The organism is Streptomyces sp. NPDC048278 (assembly GCF_040652195.1).
Taxonomy (GTDB): Bacteria; Actinomycetota; Actinomycetes; order Streptomycetales; family Streptomycetaceae; genus Streptomyces.
Genome location: NZ_JBEZLP010000052.1, coordinates 15,667 through 39,220 on the forward strand (window position 1 = coordinate 15,667; position 23,554 = coordinate 39,220).

The 23,554-nt window shown below is 71.8% G+C and carries 25 protein-coding genes and 1 pseudogene; 21 read left to right on the forward strand and 5 right to left on the reverse strand.

Features of this window, described 5'->3' with window-relative positions:
* Nucleotides 1–6: 6 nt before the first annotated feature.
* Nucleotides 7–204: a ferredoxin gene (locus tag AB0D74_RS46715; protein ID WP_359223486.1), complete on the forward strand. Its 198-nt coding sequence runs from the start codon at nt 7–9 to the stop codon at nt 202–204.
* Nucleotides 201–1,361 carry an FAD-dependent oxidoreductase gene (locus tag AB0D74_RS46720; RefSeq protein ID WP_362601357.1) on the forward strand — a complete coding sequence of 387 codons (1,161 nt, stop codon included), beginning with the start codon at nt 201–203 and terminating at the stop codon, nt 1,359–1,361. Before AB0D74_RS46715 ends, AB0D74_RS46720 begins: the two co-directional genes overlap by 4 nt.
* 133 nt (nt 1,362–1,494) lie before the next feature.
* On the opposite strand, the pseudogene AB0D74_RS46725 reads toward AB0D74_RS46720, so the two are convergent.
* Nucleotides 1,495–1,755 (reverse strand): annotated as a pseudogene (locus AB0D74_RS46725) (EamA family transporter); the annotation flags it as partial.
* Nucleotides 1,756–2,049: 294 nt separating this feature from the next.
* On the opposite strand from AB0D74_RS46725, the gene AB0D74_RS46730 reads away from it, so the two are divergent.
* From AB0D74_RS46730 to AB0D74_RS46755, 6 genes are all read left to right on the forward strand, one after another.
* The gene (locus AB0D74_RS46730; protein WP_362601360.1) at nt 2,050–2,700 is read left to right on the forward strand and encodes a GntR family transcriptional regulator; all 651 of its coding nucleotides are present in this window, start codon (nt 2,050–2,052) and stop codon (nt 2,698–2,700) included.
* Between the two features lie 52 nt (nt 2,701–2,752).
* Nucleotides 2,753–3,508, forward strand: a complete 756-nt coding sequence (locus AB0D74_RS46735; RefSeq protein WP_362601363.1) for a PIG-L deacetylase family protein — start codon at nt 2,753–2,755, stop codon at nt 3,506–3,508.
* Nucleotides 3,505–4,209: a 4-carboxy-4-hydroxy-2-oxoadipate aldolase/oxaloacetate decarboxylase gene (locus AB0D74_RS46740; protein ID WP_362601366.1), complete on the forward strand. Its 705-nt coding sequence runs from the start codon at nt 3,505–3,507 to the stop codon at nt 4,207–4,209. The genes AB0D74_RS46735 and AB0D74_RS46740 overlap by 4 nt, the downstream gene beginning before the upstream one ends.
* A complete protein-coding gene (locus AB0D74_RS46745; RefSeq protein ID WP_362601369.1) occupies nt 4,206–5,324 on the forward strand; it encodes a 4-oxalomesaconate tautomerase in 1,119 nt (372 codons plus the stop codon). The genes AB0D74_RS46740 and AB0D74_RS46745 overlap by 4 nt, the downstream gene beginning before the upstream one ends.
* On the forward strand, nt 5,305–6,255 hold the full coding sequence (locus AB0D74_RS46750) for a catechol 2,3-dioxygenase (RefSeq protein WP_362601372.1): 951 nt from the start codon (nt 5,305–5,307) through the stop codon (nt 6,253–6,255). The genes AB0D74_RS46745 and AB0D74_RS46750 overlap by 20 nt, the downstream gene beginning before the upstream one ends.
* Before the next feature lie 233 nt (nt 6,256–6,488).
* A complete protein-coding gene (locus AB0D74_RS46755) occupies nt 6,489–7,814 on the forward strand; it encodes an MFS transporter (RefSeq protein WP_362601375.1) in 1,326 nt (441 codons plus the stop codon).
* A gap of 54 nt (nt 7,815–7,868) precedes the next feature.
* Here the strand turns inward: AB0D74_RS46755 and AB0D74_RS46760 are convergent, their stop codons facing one another.
* From AB0D74_RS46760 to AB0D74_RS46770, 3 genes are all read right to left on the reverse strand, one after another.
* A complete protein-coding gene (locus AB0D74_RS46760; RefSeq protein WP_362601378.1) occupies nt 7,869–8,633 on the reverse strand; it encodes a DUF2690 domain-containing protein in 765 nt (254 codons plus the stop codon).
* A 194-nt stretch (nt 8,634–8,827) separates the two neighbouring features.
* On the reverse strand, nt 8,828–9,250 hold the full coding sequence (locus AB0D74_RS46765; protein ID WP_362601381.1) for an SH3 domain-containing protein: 423 nt from the start codon (nt 9,248–9,250) through the stop codon (nt 8,828–8,830).
* A 130-nt stretch (nt 9,251–9,380) separates the two neighbouring features.
* The gene (locus tag AB0D74_RS46770) at nt 9,381–9,785 is read right to left on the reverse strand and encodes a cupin domain-containing protein (protein WP_362601384.1); all 405 of its coding nucleotides are present in this window, start codon (nt 9,783–9,785) and stop codon (nt 9,381–9,383) included.
* A gap of 229 nt (nt 9,786–10,014) precedes the next feature.
* Between AB0D74_RS46770 and AB0D74_RS46775 the strand changes: the two genes are divergently transcribed.
* The 9 genes from AB0D74_RS46775 (at nt 10,015) to AB0D74_RS46815 (ending at nt 17,523) form a co-directional block, all read left to right on the forward strand.
* Entirely contained in the window at nt 10,015–10,578 is a 564-nt protein-coding gene (locus tag AB0D74_RS46775; RefSeq protein WP_362601486.1) for a carboxymuconolactone decarboxylase family protein, read from the forward strand.
* A 112-nt stretch (nt 10,579–10,690) separates the two neighbouring features.
* Nucleotides 10,691–11,602 (forward strand): LysR family transcriptional regulator, encoded by a 912-nt coding sequence (locus AB0D74_RS46780; RefSeq protein WP_362601388.1) that lies wholly within the window; start codon nt 10,691–10,693, stop codon nt 11,600–11,602.
* Nucleotides 11,603–11,705: 103 nt separating this feature from the next.
* Complete coding sequence (locus AB0D74_RS46785) at nt 11,706–12,638, forward strand: VOC family protein (protein ID WP_362601391.1); 933 nt, start codon at nt 11,706–11,708, stop codon at nt 12,636–12,638.
* Between the two features lie 20 nt (nt 12,639–12,658).
* Entirely contained in the window at nt 12,659–14,107 is a 1,449-nt protein-coding gene (locus AB0D74_RS46790; protein ID WP_362601394.1) for an NAD-dependent succinate-semialdehyde dehydrogenase, read from the forward strand.
* Nucleotides 14,104–14,874: a fumarylacetoacetate hydrolase family protein gene (locus AB0D74_RS46795; RefSeq protein ID WP_362601397.1), complete on the forward strand. Its 771-nt coding sequence runs from the start codon at nt 14,104–14,106 to the stop codon at nt 14,872–14,874. The genes AB0D74_RS46790 and AB0D74_RS46795 overlap by 4 nt, the downstream gene beginning before the upstream one ends.
* Nucleotides 14,871–15,242, forward strand: a complete 372-nt coding sequence (locus tag AB0D74_RS46800) for a VOC family protein (protein WP_362601400.1) — start codon at nt 14,871–14,873, stop codon at nt 15,240–15,242. The genes AB0D74_RS46795 and AB0D74_RS46800 overlap by 4 nt, the downstream gene beginning before the upstream one ends.
* A 25-nt stretch (nt 15,243–15,267) precedes the next feature.
* Nucleotides 15,268–16,053 carry an alpha/beta hydrolase gene (locus AB0D74_RS46805; RefSeq protein WP_362601403.1) on the forward strand — a complete coding sequence of 262 codons (786 nt, stop codon included), beginning with the start codon at nt 15,268–15,270 and terminating at the stop codon, nt 16,051–16,053.
* Entirely contained in the window at nt 16,050–16,514 is a 465-nt protein-coding gene (locus tag AB0D74_RS46810) for a heme-binding protein (protein WP_362601406.1), read from the forward strand. Before AB0D74_RS46805 ends, AB0D74_RS46810 begins: the two co-directional genes overlap by 4 nt.
* A 4-nt stretch (nt 16,515–16,518) precedes the next feature.
* Complete coding sequence (locus tag AB0D74_RS46815; RefSeq protein ID WP_362601409.1) at nt 16,519–17,523, forward strand: methionine synthase II (cobalamin-independent)-like protein; 1,005 nt, start codon at nt 16,519–16,521, stop codon at nt 17,521–17,523.
* Between the two features lie 157 nt (nt 17,524–17,680).
* Here AB0D74_RS46815 and AB0D74_RS46820 read toward each other — a convergent pair whose 3' ends face one another.
* Nucleotides 17,681–17,968 (reverse strand): antibiotic biosynthesis monooxygenase, encoded by a 288-nt coding sequence (locus AB0D74_RS46820; RefSeq protein WP_362601412.1) that lies wholly within the window; start codon nt 17,966–17,968, stop codon nt 17,681–17,683.
* Between the two features lie 205 nt (nt 17,969–18,173).
* Between AB0D74_RS46820 and AB0D74_RS46825 the strand changes: the two genes are divergently transcribed.
* From AB0D74_RS46825 to AB0D74_RS46840, 4 genes are all read left to right on the forward strand, one after another.
* Nucleotides 18,174–19,634, forward strand: a complete 1,461-nt coding sequence (locus AB0D74_RS46825; protein ID WP_362601415.1) for an aldehyde dehydrogenase family protein — start codon at nt 18,174–18,176, stop codon at nt 19,632–19,634.
* The gene (gene lhgO, locus AB0D74_RS46830) at nt 19,627–20,826 is read left to right on the forward strand and encodes an L-2-hydroxyglutarate oxidase (protein ID WP_362601418.1); all 1,200 of its coding nucleotides are present in this window, start codon (nt 19,627–19,629) and stop codon (nt 20,824–20,826) included. The genes AB0D74_RS46825 and lhgO overlap by 8 nt, the downstream gene beginning before the upstream one ends.
* A 141-nt stretch (nt 20,827–20,967) precedes the next feature.
* A complete protein-coding gene (locus tag AB0D74_RS46835) occupies nt 20,968–21,828 on the forward strand; it encodes an amidohydrolase family protein (RefSeq protein ID WP_362601421.1) in 861 nt (286 codons plus the stop codon).
* A 13-nt stretch (nt 21,829–21,841) separates the two neighbouring features.
* A complete protein-coding gene (locus tag AB0D74_RS46840; RefSeq protein ID WP_362601424.1) occupies nt 21,842–23,542 on the forward strand; it encodes a thiamine pyrophosphate-dependent enzyme in 1,701 nt (566 codons plus the stop codon).
* The last annotated feature ends 12 nt before the right edge of the window (nt 23,543–23,554 follow it).

Here is a 23,554-nt window from a genome sequence, read left to right on the forward strand (position 1 = left end):
AACACCATGCATGTCGAACTGGACGAACCGAAGTGCGTCGCGTCCGGGCAGTGCGTGCTCGTCGCCCCCGAGGTCTTCGACCAGCGGGACGAGGACGGCATCGCCTTCGTGATCGACGAGAACCCGGCCGAGGAGGCCCTCGACGACGTCCGCGAGGCCGTCGCGATCTGCCCGGCCGCCGCGATCCGGCTGGCGGAGAAGTGAACCGGATCCTGGTCGTCGGCGCCTCCGCCGCGGGGCTCGCGGCGGTCGAGACGCTCCGGCGCGAGGGCTACGACGGCACCCTCACCCTCGTCGGCGACGAACCCCACCTGCCCTACGACCGGCCCCCGCTGTCCAAGCAGGTGCTGTCGGCCGAGTGGGCGCCGGAGCGGGTGGCACTGCGGGCGCCTGTGGAACTCGACGCCCTGGGGCTGGAGTTGCGGCTCGGGGTCGCGGCGGTCGGACTGGACGTGGCGGACCGTACGGTGCGTCTGGCCGACGGCTCGGAGCTGGCGTACGACGGGCTGATCCTGGCCACGGGGGTGCGGCCGCGCCGGCTGCCGGGGGAGGGGGCGCACGTGCTGCGCACCCTCGACGACGCGCTCACCCTCCGGGAGCGGCTCGGGCCGGGGCAGCGGCTGGTGGTGGTCGGCGCCGGGTTCCTCGGTGCCGAGGCCGCCGCCGTCGCCTGGAAGCTGGGCGCGCAGGTGACGCTCCTTGAACCCGCGCCGGTGCCGCTCGCCCACGCGGTGGGTGAGGAGGTGGGGCGGGTGCTGTCCCGGGCCCACCTGGAGCGGGGCGTGGACCTGCGCACCGGCGCCGGTGTCACCGAGGTGACCGAGGACGGGGTGCGGCTCGCCGACGGGGAGGAGATCGAGGCCGACGAGGTGCTGGTCGCGATCGGCTCCCTGCCGAACACGGAGTGGCTGGCCGGCAGCGGGCTCACGGTGGGCGACGGTGTCGTCTGCGACCAGTACTGCGAGGCGGCGCGGGACGTGTACGCGGCCGGGGACGTGGCCCGCTGGTACAACCCGTTGTTCGGGCTCTCGATGCGGATCGAGCACCGGACGAACGCGGCCGAGCAGGGCATGGCCGCAGCGCGGAATCTCCTCAATCCCGGTGCGCGCAAGGCGTTTTCACCGGTGCCGTACTTCTGGTCCGACCAGTACGAGATGAAGATCCAGGCGTACGGGTATCTGCGAGGGCACGAGGAAGTACGGGTCGTGGAAGGGGAGTTGGCGGAGCGGCGGTTCGTGGCCGCGTACCGGACGGGGGAGCGGCTGAGCGGGGTGCTCGCGGTGGGGATGGCGCCGAAGGTGCTTCGGGGGTGGCGGCAGGTGGTCGCGGCGGGAGCGGCTTGGAAGGAAGCCGTGGGGTGATGCGGGGCGGTCGGGGGTGGACTGCGGGCCGGCGGAGGCTGGTCGCGCAGTTCCCCGCGCCCCTGGGGCGCACCTCGGCCGGGCCTCCTTGAGAGGTTGACCTCGTTGGCCGCGACCACCGCCCCGATCCCCGCCCGAAGGTCTGGGCCGGGACCTTGCCGGGGGGCGTGAGGAGGCCGGCCAGGTACGGGACCGCCGACGACAGGACTCCTGCGGCCACCGCGCACAGGACCGCACCTGTCGTCGGCGGGTGCCGTACCGCCACCACGATCCCGACCGGCAGGAACGTCGGCGCCGAGACGGTCGCGACCGCAGCTGATCCCTGAGCCCCGGGCGTGCGCCGGCCGACGAGCCGGTTCAGCGGGATGCACGACGCCCAGCAGCACGAGGGCACCTTCACCGACGCCGCCGACCTGGTCCAGGAGACCGGTTCCGGGCACACCCGGCCGCGGATCGGCTCTGCCTGGTCGGCCCCGCTTCGCACGGCTCGCCGACATCGGCGGCCGGATCCTGCTCGTCGACCGGCGTACCGCCACCGCACCCCCCCTGAGCTATGACCGCCGAGCCGACCGCCGAACAGTCTCCGCGGCCCGGCATCGTCCACCGGCCGCAATACGGCAGACAAAATTGTTGACAATCTTGTTTGGCTAGATTTACGTTCGACAGGCACTCACTCAGGGAGGGCGCAATGCCGAAGGAAGCCCGTCCGAGCACCGGAGAGCAGGCCAAGCAGCATGCGTTCACGCTGTTGCGGCAGGCGATCCTGCACGGCGAGATGGCCCCGGCCCAGCGGCTGGTGGAGAACGAACTCGCCGAGGAGTTCGGTGTGACACGGGCCAGTATCCGTGCGGCACTGATCGATCTGGAGGCACAGGGACTGGTCGAGCGGATCCGCAACCGCGGTTCGCGGGTCCGGGTGGTGACCGTGGAGGAAGCGGTCGCCATCACGGAGTGCCGCATGGTCCTGGAGGGACTCTGCGCCGCCAAGGCGGCCGTCGCGGCCAGCGACGAGCAGCTCGCCGACCTCGCGGACCTCGGTACGGCCATGACCAAGGCCGTCGCCGACGGCGAACCGGTCACCTACTCCGAGCTCAACCAGGAACTCCACGCGAGGATCCGGGTGATCTCCGGCCAGCAGACCGCAGTGGAACTGCTGGAGCGGCTCAACGCCCAACTGGTGCGGCACCGCTTCCAGCTGGCGCTGCGCCCGGGACGTCCGCAGCACTCCCTGAGCGAGCATCTGGCGATGATCGAGGCGATCAGGGCCAGGGACCCGCAGGCGGCCGAGGCGGCCGTCCGCGCCCACCTCACGAGCGTGATCGAAGCACTGCGCGACTGAGCACGCCCGGGGCCGGGTGGGCGCACACCTGTCCACCAAGGAGAGTTCTTCAATGACGCACGCCAACGCGCCGGCCACCACTCCACCGCGATCCACCCTGGTCGTCACCGCGCACGCCGGGGACTTCGTGTGGCGGGCGGGCGGAGCCATCGCCCTGGCCGCGTCCCGGGGCGAGAAGGTCACCATCGCCTGCCTGACCTTCGGCGAACGCGGGGAGTCCGCCAAGGCGTGGCGCGAGGGCAGGAACCTGGCGGAGATCAAGGCGATACGGCGCGAGGAGGCGGAGAAGGCCGCCGCCGTTCTCGGCGCCGAGGTCCGCTTCTTCGACGCCGGCGACTACCCGCTGGTCGCCGGCGCCGAGCTGACCGACCAGCTGGTCGCCGTCTACCGGGACACCCAGCCCGACGTCGTGCTCACCCACCCCGTCGACGACCCGTACAACGGCGACCACCCGGCCGCCAACCGGATGGCCCTGGAGGCCCGCATCCTCGCCCAGGCCATCGGCTACCCGGGCGAGGGCGACATCATCGGCGCCCCGCCGGTCTTCTACTTCGAGCCGCACCAGCCCGAGATGAGCGGCTTCCGGCCCGAGGTCCTGCTCGACATCACCGAGGTCTGGGAGACCAAGCGCAAGGCGATGGAGTGCCTCGGCGCCCAGCAGCACCTGTGGGCCTACTACACCGACCTCGCCGTCCGCCGGGGCGTCCAGCTCAAGCGGAACGCGGGACCCAACCTGGGCCTGGCCCACAACACCATGGCCGAGGCGTTCATGCGGCCGTTCCCGCAGATCGCGAAGGAGCTGGCATGAGCGGCGTGATCGTCACCGACCCGCCGAAGGCGGAGCTGAAGGACGTCGACGCCCTGGCCGGTTTCGGTGTCGCCACCGTGAGCGAGGCGATGGGCCGGACCGGGCTGCTCGGCCCGGGGATCCGCCCGGTCCAGCAGGGCGTGCGGGTCGCCGGCACGGCCGTCACCGTGCTCAGCTGGCCCGGCGACAACCTCATGATCCACGCGGCCGTCGAGCAGTGCGGCGAGGGCGACATCCTGGTCGTCACCACCACCTCGCCGTGCACGGACGGGCTGTTCGGCGAGCTGTTCGCGACCGCGCTGAAGCAGCGCGGGGTGCGCGGGGTGGTCCTGAACACCGGCATCCGCGACACCCAGGAGCTGCGGGACATGGGCTTCGCCGCCTGGTCCCGGGCGGTCTCCTCGCAGGGCACGGTCAAGGCCACCGGCGGCTCGGTCAACGTGCCGATCGCGATCGACGGCCAGGTGATCAACCCGGGTGACGCGATCCTGGCGGACGACGACGGGGTCGTGGTCGTCCCGCGCGACCGGGTCCGCGAGACGGCCGAGAAGTCCGCGGCCCGCGAGGCCAAGGAGGCCGCGACCCGCGCCGCCTTCGTCGAGGGCCAGCTCGGCCTCGACCGCTACGGACTGCGGGAGACCCTCACGCGGCTGGGCGTCGAGTACCAGACGTACGAGGAGTACGCGGAGCACGGCAAATGACCGGGCCTGCGGAGGTGCGCTGCATGCTGATGCGCGGCGGCACCTCCAAGGGCGCGTACTTCCTGGCCGGGGACCTGCCCGCCGACCGAGCCGCCCGGGACGACCTGCTGCTGCGGGCGATGGGCAGCCCCGACCCGCGGCAGATCGACGGCCTCGGCGGGGCGCACCCCCTCACCAGCAAGGTGGCGGTCGTCTCGGCGTCGGACGACCCGGAGGCGGACGTCGACTACCTCTTCCTCCAGGTCGCCGTCGACCGGCCGGAGGTGACCGACCGGCAGAACTGCGGGAACATCCTCGCCGGGGTCGGGCCGTTCGCCGTGGAGCGGGGGCTCGTGGCCGCCGGTGACGGCGAGACCTCGGTACGGATCCGGATGCTCAACACGGGGGAGTCGGCCGTCGCCACCTTCCCGACCCCGGGCGGGCGCGTCGACTACACCGGGGACGCGGTGATCTCCGGGGTGCCCGGCACGGCCGCCCCGGTGGTGATCGAGTTCCCGGCCGCCGGGAACCCGCTGCTGCCCACGGGCAACGTCCGCGACACCGTCGCGGGCACGGCGGTGACCTGCGTCGACAACGGCATGCCGACCGTGCTCGTCGCGGCGGGCGCCCTCGGCGTCACCGGCTACGAGACGCCCAAGGACCTGGAGGAGAACCTGGCCCTCGCCGACCGCCTCCACGAGATCCGGCTCGCGGCCGGGAAACTGATGGGCCTCGGGGACGTCGAGACCGCCACCGTGCCCAAGCTCAGCCTGCTCGCCCCGCCCCGCGACGGCGGCGCGGTCACCACCCGGACCTTCATCCCCGTCCGCTGCCACACCTCGATCGGCGTCCTCGGCGCCGCCAGCGTGGCCGCCGGCCTGCGGCTGCCCGGCGGGGTGGGGGAGGGGATCGCCCGGCTCCCGGCCCACGGCGACCGGATCCGCATCGAACACCCCACCGGATTCCTGGAGATCGACACCAGCGTCGACCCGGGCTCCGGCGGCTCCCCGCCGGCCGTCCGCCGCACCGCGGTCGTCCGCACCGCCCGCAAGATCTTCGACGGCACCGTCTTCCCGCGCGCCGCCGCCCTTCCCGTACGACCTCAAGGAGGCAACGATGGCTCCGCCCCTCGGTGACATCGCCCATGTCGGCCACGCCCAGCTGTTCACCCCGGACCTGGACGCCAGCGTCGCCTTCTTCACCGACTACCTCGGACTGACCGTCAACGGCCAGGACGGCGACACCGTCTACCTGCGCACGTACGACGACTACGAGCACCACAGCCTGGTCCTCACCGCCCGCGACCGGCCCGGCCTCGGCCGGCTCGCCCTGCGCACCTCCGGCGAGGAGGCGCTCCACCGCCGTATCAAGGCGGTCGAGGACGCGGGCGGCACCGGCCACTGGGCGGAGGACGAGCCCGGCCTGGGCAAGCTCTACGTCACCACCGACCCGGACGGCCACGAGCACGCCCTCTACTGGGAGAGCGAGCACTACCGGGCCCCCGACGAGCTGAAACCCGCGCTGAAGAACCAGCCGCAGGCCAAGCCCAACCGCGGTGTCGGCGTGCGCCGCCTGGACCACGTCAACTTCCTCGCCGCCGACGTGCTCGCCAACGCCGAGTTCCAGGAACAGGTCCTGGGCGCCCGGTCGACCGAGCAGGTCCGCCTGGACAACGGGACGATCGCGGCCCGCTGGCTGACCTTCACCCACAAGTCGTACGACGTCGTCTACACGTCCGACTGGACCGGGTCGACCGGGCGGCTGCACCACATCGCCTTCGCGACCGACACCCGCGAGGACATCCTGCGCGCGGCCGACCTCGCCATCGACACCGGCGTGTTCATCGAGACCGGCCCGCACAAGCACGCCATCCAGCAGACGTTCTTCCTGTACGTCTACGAGCCGGGCGGCAACCGCATCGAGCTGTGCAACCCGCTCACCCGGCTGGTGCTGGCCCCCGACTGGCCGCTGGTCACCTGGACCGAGGCCGAACGCGCCAAGGGCCAGGCCTGGGGTCTGAAGACGATCGAGTCCTTCCACACCCACGGGACACCACCGGTCGGCTGAACCGGGCACGGCGGGCAGCAGGGGGGGTGGGTGACGCGCCACAGCGCGCGTCGCCCACCCCCCTTGCCACCTGCGGGAACCCGGATTGTTGCTGTGATTGTTGACAAAAGTGTTGACGTTTTGGTCGGTCGATCCTTAGCGTCTACGCACCACGGGTCAGCCGCACGAGCCGCCTCGACCCCCTCTACCGCTTCCCCTCCAGGGAACGCCTCCTGGACGAGAGGAAAACAACGATGTCCTCCTCCCCCGCCCTGTCCGCGCGCGGCAGCAGACTGGCCCTGCTGGTCGTCGGCCTGTGCTGGCTGGCCGTGCTCTTCGACGGCCTCGACATGTTCATCTACGGCTCGGTGCTCCCCCACCTGCTGGAGACCAAGACCTTCGGCATCACCCCGGACAAGGCCGGCGACCTCGGCTCCTACGCCACCTTCGGCATGCTGGTGGGCGCCCTGACCGCGGGCACGGTCGCCGACCGGATCGGCCGCAAGCAGCTGATGGTCGCCTGCGTCACCCTGTTCTCGCTCGCCTCCGGGATCTGCGCGGTCTCCGGGAGCCTCGGGGTCTTCGGCCTCGGCCGCACCCTGGCCGGCGTCGGCCTCGGCGGGCTGCTGCCGACCGCGATCAGCATGGTCTCCGACTACGCCAGGGGCGGCCGGATCGCGATCACCATCGGCGTGCTGATGACCGCCCACCACGCGGGCGGCATCCTCTCCGCCTACGTCGCCAAGTGGCTGGTCGACCCCTTCGGCTGGCGCTCCGCCTTCTGGGTCTGCGTGCTCCCGCTGCTCTTCGTCCCCTTCCTGCTCAAGCTCCTGCCCGAGTCGCTGAGTTTCCTGGTCGCCAAGGGCCGCACCGAGGAGGCCACCGCCCTGGCCGGCCGCTACGAGGTCGAACTGCCCGCCGTCGCCGCCAGGAAGACCGCCGCCGACCGCTGGGACGCGCTGCTCGCCCTGTTCCGCGGCGGCGAGTGGCTGCAGACCCTGCTGTACTGGCTGGCCTCCTTCGGCGGCCTGCTCCTGGTCTACGGCGTCGCCACCTGGCTGCCGACCCTGATGCGCACCGAGGGCTACGCGCTCACCAACGCCCTCACCTTCGTCGTCGTCTTCAACCTCGGCGGCATCGTGGGCATGCTGGTCGCGGGCCGCGCCGCCGACCGGTTCGGCGCCCCGCGCATCGCCGCGGTCTGGTTCGCCCTCACCGCCGTCGGCGTCTACCTGCTCAGCGTCCACATGCCGATGGGCGTGACCACCCTGGTCGTCTTCCTCACCGGCGTCTTCCTGAACAGCGCCCAGACGATGATCTACGCGACCGTCTCCATCCGCTCCACCCCGGACAACCGTGCCACCGCCGTCGGCTGGACCTCCGGCATGGGCCGCTTCGGCGCGGTCTTCGGTCCGTGGCTCGGCGGCCAGCTGCTCGCCGCGGGCAACGGCGACTGGGGATTCACCGCCTTCGCGCTGGCCGGTGTCTCCTCGATGGTGTTCATCGGCATCGCCGCCCTGCGCTCGGCCCGGCAGCCGCAGGCAGGCAACGACCGGGAGAAGCTGGTCGCCGCCCACTGACCGGCCCCCCGGACCGGTCCGGCGCCGCGCCCCTTCCACGGGCGCGGCGCCTTCCTACGGTTCCCCGGTGGGCTCCGCCTCAAGGCCCGTGCACGCCAGTTGTCCCGCCACCTCGGCGCACGCCTCCACACCCCGGGGGGCCGGCACCGCGAGCATGGGGCTCGTGTAGCCGACGGAGTCCTCGGCGGGATAGCTCGCCGAGAGCACGTCCTCCCCGGCCCGGACCGAGACCTCGCGCGCGAGCGGGGTGTGCAGCCGCACCTCGGACCAGGCGGTGCCGCAGGCGGGGGACCAGCGCAGCCGGACGTCGTAGGCGACGCCGGTGACGCGGCTCTTGGTCCGCGCGTCCCGGTCGCACGCCGACGCGTCCGGCAACTCGCCCTGGCAGGACCGGCCGTGACAGCGCGGCGCCGCCGACACCGGCTGGACGTCCGGGGTGCCCTGCCGGTCCGAGACGGTCACGGCCGCCGCGGCCGTCACTCCGGCCGCGGCGAGCAGGGCGAGCGCGGTCAGCGGCAGCCGCCACCGCCTCGCCGGCCGGCCCTGCCGGGGCGCCTCCGCGGCCGGCGGCCCCTCGGGGGCCTCGCACAACGCCAGTACGGCGGCGGGGTCGGCGCCCGCGAGCCGGGCCAGGGCCTCGACGGCCGCGCGCGGCGGCCGTTTGTCGCCGGAGAGATAGCGGTGCCAGGCGGACTTGCTGTACGGGGTGCGGGCGGCCAGCGCCGCCAGGCTCAGCCCCGTACGCTCCTTGAGTTCGCGCAGCCTCGCCGTCGACGACTCGTCCGATGGGGTGGTTCTCGCTCCTTCGGAGTGCGGCATGTTGCGTGCCTCGACTTCATTACGCTATGGGCGTTTCGCCCCTGTTGTCGGAATGGCTTCCCATCGGAACCGGGGCCGCAATCGGCGAACTGGTGTGAAGACGGTGAATCGGGGGGTGCATGCCGAAGGCCTGTTCGGGAACACGGGTTCCCGAACAGGCCTGCGCGGTCAGGGAATGCGGCGGTGACGGCCCGTCAGCACCACGGGACGGCGTGGCCGACCCGGACGTAGTGCGCGGAGACGTAGCCCTTGTGGTGCGGGAGCCGGTACCAGGTGTGGTTGCCGCGCACCGAGCCGCCGTACGTCTTGCAGGTCAGCGGGACGAGCCGGTTGTTGTGCCGGTGGCTCACCACGCGGTAGCGGGTGCTCGGGCCCGAGCGGACGTTGAGGCGGACGCGGTGCGTGGTGACCCGGCCCACGGTCCGGTAGGTGTAGTGCCGGGTGTGGAGACGGTGGCCGGCCGGCGCGGGCAGGGTGGTGTAGTTGTAGTACTGCACGATTCCCTGCGGCGCGGGGACCGGGGTGGCGGCGCTCGCGGTGGCGGCTCCGGCCGTGGGCAGGAACGCGAACACCGCGACCGTGGCCAGCAGGCCGTTCTTCAGGATCCGACGGGACATGGAAACCTCCGTGCTGTCGTGCCGGTGACCACGAAGCGTGATCACGACTCGGAGCGTTTCCGTGCCGAACCGTCACCATGTCGTCCCCGCGTGCCCTGGGACGCCTGGGACGTCCCAGGCCGCCGCCGGTTCAGCCCATCCGGTCCGCGTCCGACAGGTGCTCGACCGTCTTCCCCGTGGCCGTGAAGGTCCGCGTGACGTACCCCGACGAGTACACCCACAGGATCCGCAGCGGGGTGTCGCCGACGTTGCGGAACAGATGCGGGACGGGGGACGGGACGTAGGTGGTGTCGAACCGGGCCAGCCGGGTCGCCTCGCCGTCCACCCACACCTCCGCCTCGCCCTCCAGGACGGTCACGTGCTCGTCGCAGTTGTGCGAGTGCAACGGCGCCCCGGAGCCCACCGGGTAGACGCTCATCCCGCTGGTGACGAGGTTCTCGCCGCCCGCGGACGGCGTGGTGATCAGCGGTGTCGTCACGACCGCGCCGCCCCGGTCGAGCAGGGGTACGGACGCGGCCTTGATGATCGTGGTCATCCGGGGGTTCCTCTCCACTGTGGCGTACCCGGTACGCCGACCGACGCTAGGCCGCGCGGGCGCGAACGGGTGCCCCCTGGCGTGCAGTTTTACCTTGCGCTCCGGGAGGTGTGACCGGCCGCGGGCCGCCGGTAGCGTCCTCACCCGGCCATCGACGGCCATCGACGGCCGTCGGCGAGAGAAGGCAGGTACCGGCCCCATGAGGCTCCCCGTGCTCAGCGAAGACGACATGGACCCCCGCCAGCGGGAGCTGGCCGCCCGGATCGCCGGCCGCCGCGGCGCCGTCCGCGGCCCGTTCCGGGTCTGGCTGCACAGCCCGGAGATGTGCGAACGCGCGGAGTCCCTCGGTGCCTTCGCCCGCTTCGACTCCAGCCTTCCCGCACACCTGCGTGAACTGGCCCTGCTGATGGCCGCCCGCAACTGGGACGCCCAGTACTCCTGGAACGCCCACGTCCGCCAGGCGGTCGAGGCCGGCATCCCGGAAGCGGCCGTCGCGGCCATCGCCGAGAAGCGCGCGGCGGTCTTCGACGACGAGGCCGACCAGGCGTTCTACCAGTTCTGCCGGGAGGTCCTGGAGGAGCACTTCGTCACCGACGCCACCTTCGCCCGCGCGCTGGCGCACTTCGGCCCCAGGGGGCTCGTCGACACGATCGGCGCGCTCGGCAACTTCACCATGCTCGGCATGTGTCTGAACGCCTTCCAGGTGGACCTCCAGGCCGACCGGGAGCCCCCGTTCCCGGACGTCCGCGGGTACGGCCGGATCACCCCGTCGGGGGCCCCGTCCACCGCCTGACCATGAGAAACGCGGCCGATCTTTTAAGCGTACAAGCGTTGACAGAATTGCCGACATTCGATTTGTGTGGGTGACCGGCGCGAGCGAGCCGCACGCGCGTTCGGAGGAAAAAATGGACCGCTTGCTCCTCATGCACAGCTTCGTGACCGTCGCCCAGGTCGGCAGCTTCAGCGGGGCCGCGAAGAAACTCGGCTCGTCCGGCTCCCTGGTGTCCCGGCACGTGGCGGAGCTGGAGCGGCAGATCGGCGTACGCCTGGTCAACCGCACCGCCCGTTCCGTCAGCCTCACCGAGCCGGGCCGGCGCTACGCCGAGTTCGCCGCCCGCATTCTCGACGAGATCGAGGCCGAGGACGCCGGCATCGCCCAGCTCCACGACCGGCCCGAGGGCACCCTCAGCGTCATCTGCCCCAAGTGGATCGGCAGTCTCGACCTCGGGGACGCCATCGCCGCGTTCTCGGCGACCCATCCGAAGATCCAGGTCAGGTTCGAGCTCGGCGGGATGTCGGACCGCACCTACGACTTCCTGGACAGCGGATTCGACGTCGCCTTCCACACCCGGGACCTCAGGGACTCCAGCGTCCGGCTGAAGAAGATCGCCTCGCTGCCCTTCGTGCTGTGCGCTTCGGCGGAGTACATCGAACGGTGCGGCACGCTCGTCCACCCCAACGACCTCGCCGGCCACGACTGCCTGGTCCACCTGAACGACCCGGTCTGGCGGATCGGCCACGGGCACGCCAGCACCCTGCACAAGATCCGCAACATCGCGTTCTCGTCCAACTCCTACATCGCCCTCCAGAAGGCGGCGGTGCACGGCCGCGGCATCGCCCTGCTGCCCCAGCGCCCGGCCTACGACGACCTCGTCTCCGGCGCCCTCCAGGTGCTGCTGCCCGACCTCGCCGTGCCCGACCGCCCGCTGTACGCGATCTACGGACCCGGGCAGGACACCCCGCGCAAGATCAGCGTCTTCCTGGACTTCCTCGCCGGGTGGTTCGCGCAGAACCCGATTCCCACGATCCGGTCGTAGCGCAAGCCGCAAGAAACGCTTGCGCATTCCGTACCACTCACGCCATTGAGGTCCTCGTCGGCCGAAATCTACGCTCGCGAGGCGACCCGGAAACGAGGAATCCATGGGAATCCAGAGAATCGAATCGGTCACCTACGGCGTCGACGACATCGCCGAATGCGTCCGGTTCTTCGACGACTTCGGGCTGTCGATGCTGGAACGGACCGACGAGCACGCGGTGTTCGAGACCCTCACCGGCCAGACCCTGCACCTCGACTCCCGGCCGTCGCCGCTGCTGCCGGCCCCCGTCGAGGACGGGCCGACGCTGCGCGAGGTCGTCTGGGGCGTCGACACACCGGAGGAACTGGCCCGGCTGGTGACGGCAGCCGGCCGGGACCGCGCCGTCCGCGAAAGCGCCGACGGCGTCCACCACACCGTCGACCGGACCGGCTTCGGCGTCGGCCTCACCCTGGCCCGCCCCGCACCCGCCCCGGTCACGCCCCGCCCCGCCAACACCCTCGGCAGCGTCACCCGCTGGAACACCGCCCTGGAACCGATCACCCGGGTCCGCCCGCTGCGCATGTGCCATGTCGCCCTGAACATCCCCCAGGAGGGCCGCGAGGCGGCCGTCGGCTTCTACGTCGACCGGCTCGGGTTCCGCCCGACCGACGTGGTCGAGCCGATGGGCGTCTTCCTGCAGGCACCCGGCGACGACGACCAGCACACCATGCTGCTGTGCCACCGCCCCGACCGGGCGGGCATCAACCACATCGCCTACGAGGTGCCCGGCTTCGACGACGTGATCGAGGGCGGCAACCACATGATCGAGCACGGCTGGCGCGAGGCCCGCAGGCTCGGCCGGCACACCATCGGCTCCAACGTCTTCCGCTTCCTGCACGCCCCGTGCGGCGGCCGGGTCGAGTACGCCGCCGACATGGACCGCGCCGACGACACGTACGGCACCCGGGTCCACGAGACGAGCCCGCCGCACCACATCTGGGCGCTGCGCACCAACCGCGACCAGGAAGCCCCCACCGCGTCCCGCACCCCGTCCTGAACCTGAGAGGGCACCCCTTCATGACCACCGACCACGGCTATCCCGCCGTCCGCATGTACATAGCGGGCGAGTGGTGCCGGGGCGGCTCCGGACGGACCGCCCCCGTCGTCGACCCCGCCACCGAGGAGACGATCGGCGAGGTCCCCCTCGCCACCCCCGCCGACCTCGACCGCGCACTCGAAGCCGCCGAGCACGGATTCGAGGTGTGGCGCGCGACGTCGATCGCCCGGCGCTCCGCCGTCCTCGACCGGGCCGCCGACCTCATCGCCGAACGCGCCGCCGACATCGGCCGCGTGATGACCCTGGAGCAGGGCAAGACCCTCGCCGAGTCGACGGGCGAGGCCAGGCGCACCGCGGACACCCTGCGCTGGCACACCGAGGACGCCCGGCGCGCCTACGGCCGTATCGTGCCCTCCGCACCCGGGACCGTCCTCACCGTCCGCCGCGAACCCGTCGGCCCCGTCGCCGCCTTCGTGCCCTGGAACTTCCCCGTCGGCGGGCCCAACCGCAAGATCTCCTCGGCCCTGGCGTCGGGCTGCTCGCTGATCATCAAGGCCTCCGAGGAGACCCCGGCCACGGCCGCCGCCCTGGTGGAGTGCTACGCGGACGCCGGACTGCCCGCCGGAGTGCTCAACCTCGTCTTCGGCGAGCCCGCCGAGGTCTCCGCCCGTCTCATCGCCTCCCCGGTCACCCGGATGATCGCCTTCACCGGCTCGGTGCCCGTCGGCAAGCTCCTCGCCGCCGCGGCCGGCCAGGTCATGAAACCCACCCTGATGGAACTCGGCGGACACGCCCCGGTGATCGTCTGCGCCGACGCCGACCCGGGACAGGCCGCCCGCCGCGCCGCCCAGGCCAAGTTCTTCAACGCCGGCCAGGTGTGCACCTCGCCCAGCCGCTTCCTGGTCCACGAGTCCCTGGCCGAGGACTTCACCGCCGAGTTCGTCAAGGCCGCCGAATCGGTGGTCGTCGGCGACGGGCTGACGCAGGGCACCACCATGGGTCCGCTGGCCAACGAGCGGCGGCTGCGGTCGGTGGAGCGGCTGACGGCGGACGCGGTGCGCAAGGGCGCCACGGTCCGCTCCGGCGGCGAACGGCTAGACCGCCCCGGCTACTTCTTCGCCCCGACCGTCCTCACCGACGTACCGGCCGACGCGGACCTGCTCTCCGAGGAGCCGTTCGGGCCGCTCGCACCGATCGTGCCCTTCGGTGACCTCGACGACGCCCTGGCCACCGCCAACTCCCTGCCGTACGGCCTGGCCGCCTACGGGTTCACCAGGTCGGCCGCCACCGCCGAGAGACTCTCGGACGGGCTGGAGGCCGGCATCCTCTCGATCAACCACTGCGGCGGCTCGGTCCACGAGGCGCCCTCGGGCGGGGTCAAGGAGAGCGGGTACGGCCGGGAGGGCGGCCCGGAGGCACTGGACGCCTACCTGGTCACCAAGCGCGTCTCCCACCTGCTGACGCCATGAGGTACGCACGGGTCTCGGTGGAGGGACGGGCGGTCTGGGGCCGGGTGGGGGAGTCCCGTGTCGAACTGCTCTCCGGGTCGCCGCTGGAGGGCGAGCCCGACGTCCTCGGCACGATCCCGGTCGCCGACGCCACCTGGCTGCCGCCCGTGGTCCCGGGCGTGTTCTACGCCGTCGGCTACAACTACCCCCGGCACATCGAGCACGCCGGGGCCGCGACACCCGAGCGCCCCGAGGTCGGCTACCGCGCCAACAACGCGCTCACCGGCCACCGTTCGCCGATCGTCAAGCCGGCCGGGGTGACCGGACGCTTCGAGGCCGAACCCGAACTCGTCGCCGTCATCGGCCGTGCGGTCCGGCACGCGACGTACGACGACGCCCGGAAGTCGGTCTTCGGCTGGACCATCGGCAACGACGTCAGCGCCCGCACCTGGCAGCACCAGGACCGCACGTTCTGGCGCAGCAAGAACAGCGACACGTTCAAGCCGATGGGCCCGTGGATCGAGACCGACGTCGACGCCCTCGCCCAGACCACCACGCTCCGGCTCAACGGTGAGGTGCGCGCCGCGTTCCCGACCGGGGACATGGTCTTCGACCCCTTCGACTACATCGTCGAGATCACCCGGCACATCACCCTGCACCCCGGTGACGTGCTGTGGATGGGCGCCGAGTCGACGTGCCGGATCGACCCCGGCGACACCGTCGAGGTCGCGATCAGCGGCATCGGCGCGCTGTCCAACCCCGTACACCTGGAAGGCAACCACTCATGACCGCGGAACCCCGCTACATCCACCACGTCAACTTCCCCACCACCGACCCCGACCGCACCGCGGCCTGGTACACCAAGGTCTTCGGGATGAAGCGCATCCAGCCCAAGTCCAACACCCGCGTGGTGCTGATGACCCGGGGCAACTTCGACCTGCACTTCACTCCCGTCGAGGAGATGGAGCGCATGGCGCCCTACCACTTCGCCGTCGAGGTCGACGACTGGGACGACTTCCTCGCCCACCTCACGGAGCTGGGCATCCGGCACACCCGGCCGATCGAACGCCCCGAGAACCAGTCCAAGTTCTGCTACATCCACGACCCCGACCACACCATGATCGAACTCGTCCACCACAGCCGCCGCCCCAACTGAGCGCATCCGTACGGGAGTTCACCCCATGCCCCTCGCCGACTCCGACGGCACCTCCATCTACTACGAGCGCCACGGCAGCGGCCCGGCGATCCTCTTCGTGCACGGCAGCGGCGGCCACCACGCCGCCTGGTGGCAACAAGTGGCCGCGCTGCGGGAGGAGTTCACGGTCCTCACCGTGGACCTGCGCGGCTTCGGAAAGTCCGACTCCTCCATGGCCGAGTTCGACGGCCAGGACTTCCCCGGTGACGTCGTCGCCGTCCTCGACCAGGAGGACATCACCGACGCCATGCTCGTCGGCCAGTCCATCGGCTCCGTCGCCGCCCTGCGCGCCGGCCTGCTCCGCCCCGAGCGGGTCTCCTCGGTCGTCCTCGGCCACTCCCTCGGCGGCATCAGCCACCCCGAGCTGCGGGAACTGGCCGCGGCCGACCGGGCCGAGGCGGTGAAGCTCCCCGTCATCGACCGGCTGCTGACCGGAACGTTCCAGCGGGAACGGGCCGACCTGACCTTCCTCTTCCAGCAGATGGGCACGTTCAACGTGGCCAGGATGCAGGACCTGCGCAACCTCGACACCGACGGCCCGACCCTGGAGGAGATCCGGGCCTCCGGCGTGCGGGTCGCCTTCCTCGCCGGGGAGAAGGACGCGGTCCTCGGCGTGAAGACCGTCACCCGCGCCCACGAACTGCTGCCCGGCTCGCACCTGGAGATCGTCCCGGGCGCCCCGCACTCCATGTACTGGGAGGCGCCCGGGCAGTACAACGCCGCCGTCGCCCGGCTCCGCCGCACCCTCACCGCACCGAAGGAAGCAGCATGACCAGCCTCACCCTGGCCGCCGCCGAGGAGATCATCGGCGCCGCCCACCAGCGCGCCGAGGAGATCGGCAAGGCGGTGAGCGTCGCCGTCGTGGACGCCGGCGGCTTCCCGGTCGCCATCCGCCGCCCCGACGGCGCCCGCCCGCTCACCCCCGACATCGCCCGCGCCAAGGCCTACACCGCGGCCGTCATGCAGCGCCCGGGCCCGATGCTGAAGAAGTGGCAGGAGAGCCAGCCCGTCTTCTTCGCCCAGCTCTCCCAACTCCCCGGCGCGGCCCTCCCCATCATGGCCGCCGAGGGCAGCGTCACCATCAAGAAGGACGGCGAGGTCATCGGCGGGCTCGGCATCGCCGGCGGCACCGCGGACGAGGACCAGCGGATCGCCGAGGAGGTCCTGAAGGCGCTCGGCTACGAGCTGGAGTTCGCCGCGTGGGGCGTCACCGGCTCCGGCGGAAAGGACTGACACCATGGCGGACACGTTCAACTACCGCATCGACCACCACGGCAGCCTGGTCCGCCCGGCGGGCCTGTCCACCGCCGACCCCGAGGCCGTCGACGCGGCGGTCCGGGAGGCGGTCGCCTACCAGCGCAAGCTGCGCTCCACCGTCGTCACCGACGGCGACTACCCCCGCGAGGACTTCCGGAGCGCCGTCCTCGACGGCGTGTCCGGCTTCCGCCGTACCGACGAGACGGGCCCGGACGGCCTGGTCCGCTGGGTCGCCGAATCCCTGCCCAAGGCCGACGGCCCGCTGCTCGCCGACCGGGCCGCCCGGCTCGCCGGCCTGACGGTGATCGCCCCGAAGGCCACCCTGCCCTCCCCGGCGTACCTGGCGGCCACCACCTTCCGGCCGGGCCTCGGCGTCTCCTCGGCGCGGGAGCTGGGCGAGGCCCTCGCGGAGATCGTGCGCGCCGAGATCCAGCTCCTGGTGTCGGCGGGCGTCCGCCTGATCCAGCTCGACAACCCGCTCCTGCTGGCCCAGTTGGGCCCCGGCCCCGCCGATCCCGGTGCCCTGCCGTTCGCGGACGCGCTGGCCGTGGACGCCCTTGCGGTACGCCTCGACGAGCGTCCGGAGGGTGTCCGCATAGGCTTCGCCCCCGGCTGGTCGGCCCCGGCCGAGCTGGACCTCGCGCGCGCCGAGCAGCTGTACGCCGGCATCGGCGCCGACCGCTGGATCCTCCCGTTCGACCAGGGCACGCGGGCCGAACTCGACCTGGTCCGGGCCTTGCCGGACGACCGGGACTTCTGCCTGGGGGTGGTCGACGCGACGGTGCCGGAGCTGGAGGACATCGACGCCGTCATGTCCCGTATCGACGCGGTCGGTGAGTTCAAGGACCTGGAGGACGGCGCCGTCTCCCCTTCGCGGGGCTTCGCCGACGTGGCGAGCCGACCGCTCCTGGGAGCCGACGGTCAGCTCAAGAAGCTCGTGTTGGTCGAGACCATCGCCCGGTACTGCTGGGGCAACGAGTTCTGAGCGTTCTCGCCTGCGGGTCCGTCATGGCCGGTCGCGCAGTTCCCCGCGCCCCTGAAGGGGCGCTCGTGCAGCGCCCCTTTCTTTTGGGGGCGCGGGGAACTGCGCGAGCAACCCACCACGACCCGCGCCCTTTCCACTCGCACCAGCCCGGCAGCCGCTAGATCACCTCGGCGAACGTCACCGTGCGCTCCACGAGCAACGGCCACACCACCCCCACGACGACCTCCTTGAAGTGCTCGGCCGCCTTGTGCGCCTCGAACCCCTCCCGGTCCACGTACCGCTCGTACAGCAGAAACCCACCCGGCTCACCCTCCACCACGTGCACGTCGTACATCAGGTTCGCCGGCTCCGTCCGCGTGGCCTCCCGCGCCTTCAGCAGCGCGGCGCGCACCGCGGCAGCGTCGGCGGGCGCGCAGCGGTAGCGGGCGACGACTGTGTATGCCATCCGTCTTCTCCTCAGAACGTGTCTCGGAACGTGTCTCGGAACCTGTCCGGTCCGCCCGATTCCAGCATGGATCATGCGCCCCACGGCTCGCGCGCAGCGCAATCTATGCCTGCCCCCGTGGGGCTGGTGGACCCCCTCCCACATGGTGTGTTGTCGCAGACGGCCCGCACGGGCGGCAGCGCGGACGACAAAGGAAGTGATCTCCATGCGCACTCTGGATACCCTCCTCGGCGGGGAGTGGGTGAGCACCGGCGAATGGATCGACGTCCACGACCCCGCCGACGTCCGCACCCCCTTCGCCCGTGTCCCGGCCCTCTCCGCCAAGGGCGTCACCCGGGCCTACGACCACGCCGAGCGCGGCTTCGCCGCCTGGAAGCGCACCAGCCCCTTCGAACGCGCCCGGGTCCTCACCGAGGCGGCCCGGCTGATCCGGGAGCGGGCCGGGGAGATCGCCGCCGACGTCACCGCCGAGAACGGCAAGACCCGGGCCGAGGCGACCGGCGAGACGCTGAAGGCCGCGGACTTCCTGGAGTACTACGCCGGTCTCGCCCGCCAGGGCTACGGCACCCTCCTGCACGACGCACGCCCGAACCACCGTACGCACACCCAGCGCGAGCCGATCGGCGTGATCCTGGTGATCAGCCCCTGGAACGACCCGCTGATCACCCCGGCCCGCAAGCTCGCCCCGCTGCTTGCCACCGGCAACGCGGCCGTGTTCAAGCCGGCCGGCGAGACACCCCTGGCCGGGCTCCACTTCGCCCGGGCCCTGCACGACGCGGGCCTGCCCGCGGGTGTCCTGAACGTCGTCACCGGCCGGACCGCCGAGATCGAGGAGGCCCTCCTCGACGACCCCCGGATCGCCGGCATCACCTTCACCGGCTCCAACGCCGTGGGCAACCGCATCCGGCGCCGCCTCGCCGACCGCAACGTCCGCTTCCAGGGCGAACTCGGCGGCAAGAACGCGTCGGTGGTGCTGCGCGACGCGGATCTGCCCGCCGCCGCGAAGGCCGTCGTGGCCGCCGCCTTCGGCCAGGCAGGACAGCGTTGCACGGCCACCAGCCGGGTGATCGTCGAGCAGCCGGTGCACGACGAGTTCGTCGCGCTGCTGGTCGCGGAGGTACAGGAGCTGACCGTCGGCCCGGGCACCGACCCGGCGACCACCCTGTGCCCGCTGTCCAGCCCCAAGCAGCGCGACAGCGTCCTCGCCGACCTGAACCGGGCGGTGGAGCAGGGCGCGACCGTGCTCACCGGAGGCCGATCGGACAGCGAGCGGCCCCACGGCTGCTACCTGGAACCCACCGTCCTCGCGGGCATCACCCCGGACCTGGCCGTCTGGCGGGAGGAGGTCTTCGGGCCCGTCCTCGCCGTCCGCGCGGTCGGTGACTTCGGCGCTGCCGTCGAAGCGGTCAACGACTCCGGGTTCGGGCTCGCCGCCGCCGTCTTCACCCGTGACCTCGGCTTTGCGTACCGCTTCGCCGACGAGGCCGAGTGCGGGCAGGTCGCCGTCAACACCACGACCACGGGCTGGGACGTCCATCTGCCGTTCGGCGGCTTCCACGACTCCGGGACCGGCTACAAGGAGCAGGGCGAGGAGGTCCTGAGGTTCTCCACGCGCGTCAAGACGGTGGCCGTCCACATCGGTGCCCGGGAGCGGGCCGATGGGTGACGAGACGGTCGGCGTGGTCGGCGCCGGCATCGTGGGCCTGGCCACGGCCCGCGAGATCGCGCTGCGCCGCCCCGGTACCCGGGTCGTGGTCCTGGAGAAGGAACAGGAGGTCTCCCGGCACCAGACCGGCCACAACTCCGGCGTGGTGCACGCGGGCATCTACTACCCGCCGGGCAGCCTCAAGGCCGATCTGTGCGTGCGGGGCGTCTCCCTGCTGCGCGAGTACTGCCAGGACCGCCGGCTGCCGTACGACGAGATCGGCAAACTGGTCGTGGCGGTCCGCGAGGACGAGCTCGGCCGGATGGCGAACCTGTACGAGCGGGCGAAGCACAACCACGTGCCGGAGCTGCGGCGGATCTCGAAGGCGGAGATCCGGGAACTCGAACCGCACGTCGGCGGCATCGCGGCCCTGCACTCCCCGCGCACCGCGATCACCGACTACCCGGCGGTCGCCCGCGCGTTCGCCGGGGACGTCGTGGACTCGGGTGGCGAGGTGCGCCTCGGCTTCCCGGTCACCGCCGTCACCACCGTGCCGGGCGGCATCGAGGTCGCCTCAGGACCGGACCGGGTCCGCGTCGACCGGCTGGTCCTCTGCGCCGGCCTCCAGTCCGACTCCGTCGCCCGGCTGGCGCAGGACCGGCAGGAGCCCCGCATCATCCCCTTCCGCGGCGAATACATGCTGCTCAGGCCGGACCGGACCCATCTGGTCCGCGGGCTCGTCTACCCGGTGCCCGACCCGCGCTACCCCTTCCTCGGTGTGCACTTCACCCCGCGCGTCGACGGCTCGGTGGAGGTCGGCCCCAACGCCGTCCTCGCCCTCGCCAAGGAGGGCTACCGGCGCAGCACGGTGTCACCGAGGGACCTGCTGGCCCTCGCGGCCTACCCCGGCACCTGGCGGATGGCCGCCCGGCACTGGCGTACCGGCATCAAGGAGTACCGCGGCTCCTTCTCCGCCGCTGCCTTCATGAAGGACGCCCAGCGGTACGTCCCGGGCGTCGGCGTCCGTGACGTGGTGCGCGGCGGGGCGGGCGTACGGGCGCAGGCACTGGACCGCGACGGCACGCTCGTCGACGACTTCCGCATCCACCGGGCCGGCCGGATCACGGCCGTACGCAACGCCCCCTCGCCGGCCGCCACCGCCTCCATGGCGATCGCCGAACACATCACCGCGGCCGTCTTCGGCGACGCCTGAGACAGCGGCCGTATGCCCCGCGAACAGCGCACTTCCGTGCAACAACAGCTTGCGCGCCGGGATCTCCGCAAGAGCCCGCGGTTTGCCTAGCGTTCCCTCCGCACCACCCCACACCCTCGTTCGAGAGAAAGAGTCCGCGCCATGTTCGTCGTCGACACGCAGATCCACATCTGGAAGGAAGAGACCCCGGATCGCCCCTGGGTGCCCGGCGCCCGGGAGCGGATCCGGCTCAACGGCCACCGCGAGGACCCCTTCTCCTACGAGGAGGCCCTGGAGCTGATGGACGAGGCCGGCGTGAACCGGGCGCTGATCCTGCCGCCGTCCTGGGAGGGCGACCGCATCGACTACGCCCTGGAGGCCTGCGAGGCCCACCCGGACCGGTTCGGCATCATGGCCCGCATCCCGCAGAACAAGCCCGAGGAGGGCAGGGCGATGCTCCGGGACTTCGCGCAGAACCCGCACGTGAAGGGCACCCGGCTCACCTTCCACCGGCCGCAGGACCGGAACTGGATGATCGACGGCACCAACGACTGGTACTGGCCGGTCGCAGAGGAGCTGCGCATTCCGACCATGGTCCACGCCCCGATCTGGAAGCGCGAGCTGGGCGAGATCGCCGCCAGGCACCCCGAGCTGAAGATCATCATCGACCACATGGGCATCATGGCCCGCTGCGTCGACGACGCGATCGGCTACTGGGTCTCGGAGACCGCCGACCTGCACGTCCACCCGAACATCTACGTCAAGGTGTCGGCGCTGCCGGGCTACTCCACGCAGCCCTTCCCGAACGACAACATCCAGAAGTACGTGCGCGAGATGGTCGACAAAATGGGCCCGCAGCGCTGCTTCTACGGCACCGACATCACCCGGCTGCTCGGCCACGGCATCACCTACACCGACACCATCGAGCAGTTCACCAAGCACTGGGACTTCACGCCCGAGGAGCTCGAATGGATCATGGGCCGCGGTGTCTCCGAGGTCCTGAACTGGCCGGTCGAGGGCTGAGGACGCACCGGCGATGACCACCACCCCACGGCTCGACGGCGGCGACGCCGTCGTCTCCGCCTTCCACGCGGCGGGCGCCGACCACGTCTTCTGCTCCTCGGGCTCCGAATGGGCCCCGGTCTGGGAGGCACTGGCCCGCCGTCACCGCGACGGCGAACCCGCCCCGCGCTACCTCGACCTGACCCACGAGACGGTCGCCGTCGGCATGGCCACCGGGTACGGGCTGATCGCGCGCCGCCCCCAGGGTGTGCTGCTGCACGCGGCCCCGGGCCTGCTCCAGGGCTCGATGGCCGTGCACGGCGCGCTGCTGGCCGGCGTGCCGATGGTGGTCGCCTCCTCGGAGTCGACCACGTACGGCGACGCCCCCGGCCACGACCCGGGCGGCCAGTGGTACCGCAACCTGTCGGTCGTGGGCGGCCCGCACGGCATCGCCCGGCCCTTCACCAAGTGGTCCACCGAGGCCGCCAGCGTGCACACGCTGCCCACCATGATCACCCGGGCCGCGGAACTGGCCTGGCGGGCCCCGGCCGGACCTGCCTACCTGAACATCCCGCTGGAGATCCTCCTGGAGGACTGGGACGGCCGCCAGGCCAAGCCCGTCGTGCCGCCCGGCGCCACCCACAGCTCGCCGGAGGAGGTCGACCCGGTCGCGCACCTCGTCCGGGAGGCGGCCAACCCCGTGATCGTCACCGAGACGGCGGGGCGCGAGGCGGGCGGCTTCGAGGCTCTGGTCGCCTTCGCCGAGGCCTGGCACATCCCCGTCGTCGAGCCGGACTCGGCGGTCTGCGGCAACTTCCCGCGGACCCATCCGCTGCACGCCGGCAGCGACATCGGGCCCTGGATGGACACGGCCGACCTGATCCTCCTCGTCAACTGCCGCGCGCCCTTCTACCCGCCCTCCCGCCGCCCCTCCCGGGCGAAGGTCGTCGTCATCGACGAGGTCCCGCAGCGCCCGCACGTCGTCTACCAAGTGCTCTTCGCCGACACGTACTTGGAAGGCGACGTCGCCAACACGCTGCGCCAGCTGACCAAGCGGGCCAGGGACCTCGACGACCGGACGGTCGAGGTGCGCCGGGCGGCACAGCAGGAACGGCACGCCGCCGAGCAGTCCGCGATCGAGGCGGCCGAGGCGAAGGCGGCCGAGGCCGAGGGCGTCGACCCGGTCCTGGTCGCCGCCGCCCTGCGCGGACTGCTTGACGGACAGGACGCGATCGTCGTCGACGAGACCATCACCCACAGCCGCGTCGTCAGGCGCCATCTCCGCACCCCCGCCCCGGACTCCTACTTCTACGTCCAGGGCGGACTCGGCCAGGGCATCGCCGTCGCCCTGGGCGTCAAACTCGCCGCGAGGGAGCGGCCGGTGGTCCTCACCATCGGCGACGGGGCCTTCGCCTACAACCCGGTGATCCCCTCGTACGACGCCTCCCACGCATACGAACTGCCGCTGCTGATCGTCGTGTTCAACAATCGTGTCTACAAGTCGATGAACCTCAACCACCGCCGCTTCTACCCCGACGGCGCGGCGGCCCAGACCGGCGAATGGCTCGGCACCGATCTGCACCGGCTGCCCCGGCTCGCCGCGTTCGCCGAGCCGTTCGGCATGCACACCGAGACCGTCGACACCTCGGAGGCGCTCATGCCGGCGCTGGAGCGTGCCCTCAAGGCCGTGGCCGAGGGCACGACCGCCGTCGTGGACGTCCTAGTCACCCGCTAGCCAGGAGACACA

Coding starts and splice junctions, on each gene's coding strand:
- AB0D74_RS46780 (WP_362601388.1), top strand. CDS start 10,691: ATGGACCGCTTGCTCCTCATGCACAGCTTCGTGACCGTCGCCCAGGTC.
- AB0D74_RS46755 (WP_362601375.1), top strand. CDS start 6,489: ATGTCCTCCTCCCCCGCCCTGTCCGCGCGCGGCAGCAGACTGGCCCTG.
- AB0D74_RS46815 (WP_362601409.1), top strand. CDS start 16,519: ATGGCGGACACGTTCAACTACCGCATCGACCACCACGGCAGCCTGGTC.
- AB0D74_RS46740 (WP_362601366.1), top strand. CDS start 3,505: ATGAGCGGCGTGATCGTCACCGACCCGCCGAAGGCGGAGCTGAAGGAC.
- AB0D74_RS46835 (WP_362601421.1), top strand. CDS start 20,968: ATGTTCGTCGTCGACACGCAGATCCACATCTGGAAGGAAGAGACCCCG.
- AB0D74_RS46810 (WP_362601406.1), top strand. CDS start 16,050: ATGACCAGCCTCACCCTGGCCGCCGCCGAGGAGATCATCGGCGCCGCC.
- AB0D74_RS46840 (WP_362601424.1), top strand. CDS start 21,842: ATGACCACCACCCCACGGCTCGACGGCGGCGACGCCGTCGTCTCCGCC.
- AB0D74_RS46765 (WP_362601381.1), bottom strand. CDS start 9,250: ATGTCCCGTCGGATCCTGAAGAACGGCCTGCTGGCCACGGTCGCGGTG.
- AB0D74_RS46745 (WP_362601369.1), top strand. CDS start 4,206: ATGACCGGGCCTGCGGAGGTGCGCTGCATGCTGATGCGCGGCGGCACC.
- AB0D74_RS46715 (WP_359223486.1), top strand. CDS start 7: ATGCATGTCGAACTGGACGAACCGAAGTGCGTCGCGTCCGGGCAGTGC.
- AB0D74_RS46750 (WP_362601372.1), top strand. CDS start 5,305: ATGGCTCCGCCCCTCGGTGACATCGCCCATGTCGGCCACGCCCAGCTG.
- AB0D74_RS46770 (WP_362601384.1), bottom strand. CDS start 9,785: ATGACCACGATCATCAAGGCCGCGTCCGTACCCCTGCTCGACCGGGGC.
- lhgO (WP_362601418.1), top strand. CDS start 19,627: ATGGGTGACGAGACGGTCGGCGTGGTCGGCGCCGGCATCGTGGGCCTG.
- AB0D74_RS46775 (WP_362601486.1), top strand. CDS start 10,015: ATGGACCCCCGCCAGCGGGAGCTGGCCGCCCGGATCGCCGGCCGCCGC.
- AB0D74_RS46735 (WP_362601363.1), top strand. CDS start 2,753: ATGACGCACGCCAACGCGCCGGCCACCACTCCACCGCGATCCACCCTG.
- AB0D74_RS46790 (WP_362601394.1), top strand. CDS start 12,659: ATGACCACCGACCACGGCTATCCCGCCGTCCGCATGTACATAGCGGGC.
- AB0D74_RS46730 (WP_362601360.1), top strand. CDS start 2,050: ATGCCGAAGGAAGCCCGTCCGAGCACCGGAGAGCAGGCCAAGCAGCAT.
- AB0D74_RS46795 (WP_362601397.1), top strand. CDS start 14,104: ATGAGGTACGCACGGGTCTCGGTGGAGGGACGGGCGGTCTGGGGCCGG.
- AB0D74_RS46760 (WP_362601378.1), bottom strand. CDS start 8,633: ATGCCGCACTCCGAAGGAGCGAGAACCACCCCATCGGACGAGTCGTCG.
- AB0D74_RS46785 (WP_362601391.1), top strand. CDS start 11,706: ATGGGAATCCAGAGAATCGAATCGGTCACCTACGGCGTCGACGACATC.
- AB0D74_RS46820 (WP_362601412.1), bottom strand. CDS start 17,968: ATGGCATACACAGTCGTCGCCCGCTACCGCTGCGCGCCCGCCGACGCT.
- AB0D74_RS46800 (WP_362601400.1), top strand. CDS start 14,871: ATGACCGCGGAACCCCGCTACATCCACCACGTCAACTTCCCCACCACC.
- AB0D74_RS46825 (WP_362601415.1), top strand. CDS start 18,174: ATGCGCACTCTGGATACCCTCCTCGGCGGGGAGTGGGTGAGCACCGGC.
- AB0D74_RS46805 (WP_362601403.1), top strand. CDS start 15,268: ATGCCCCTCGCCGACTCCGACGGCACCTCCATCTACTACGAGCGCCAC.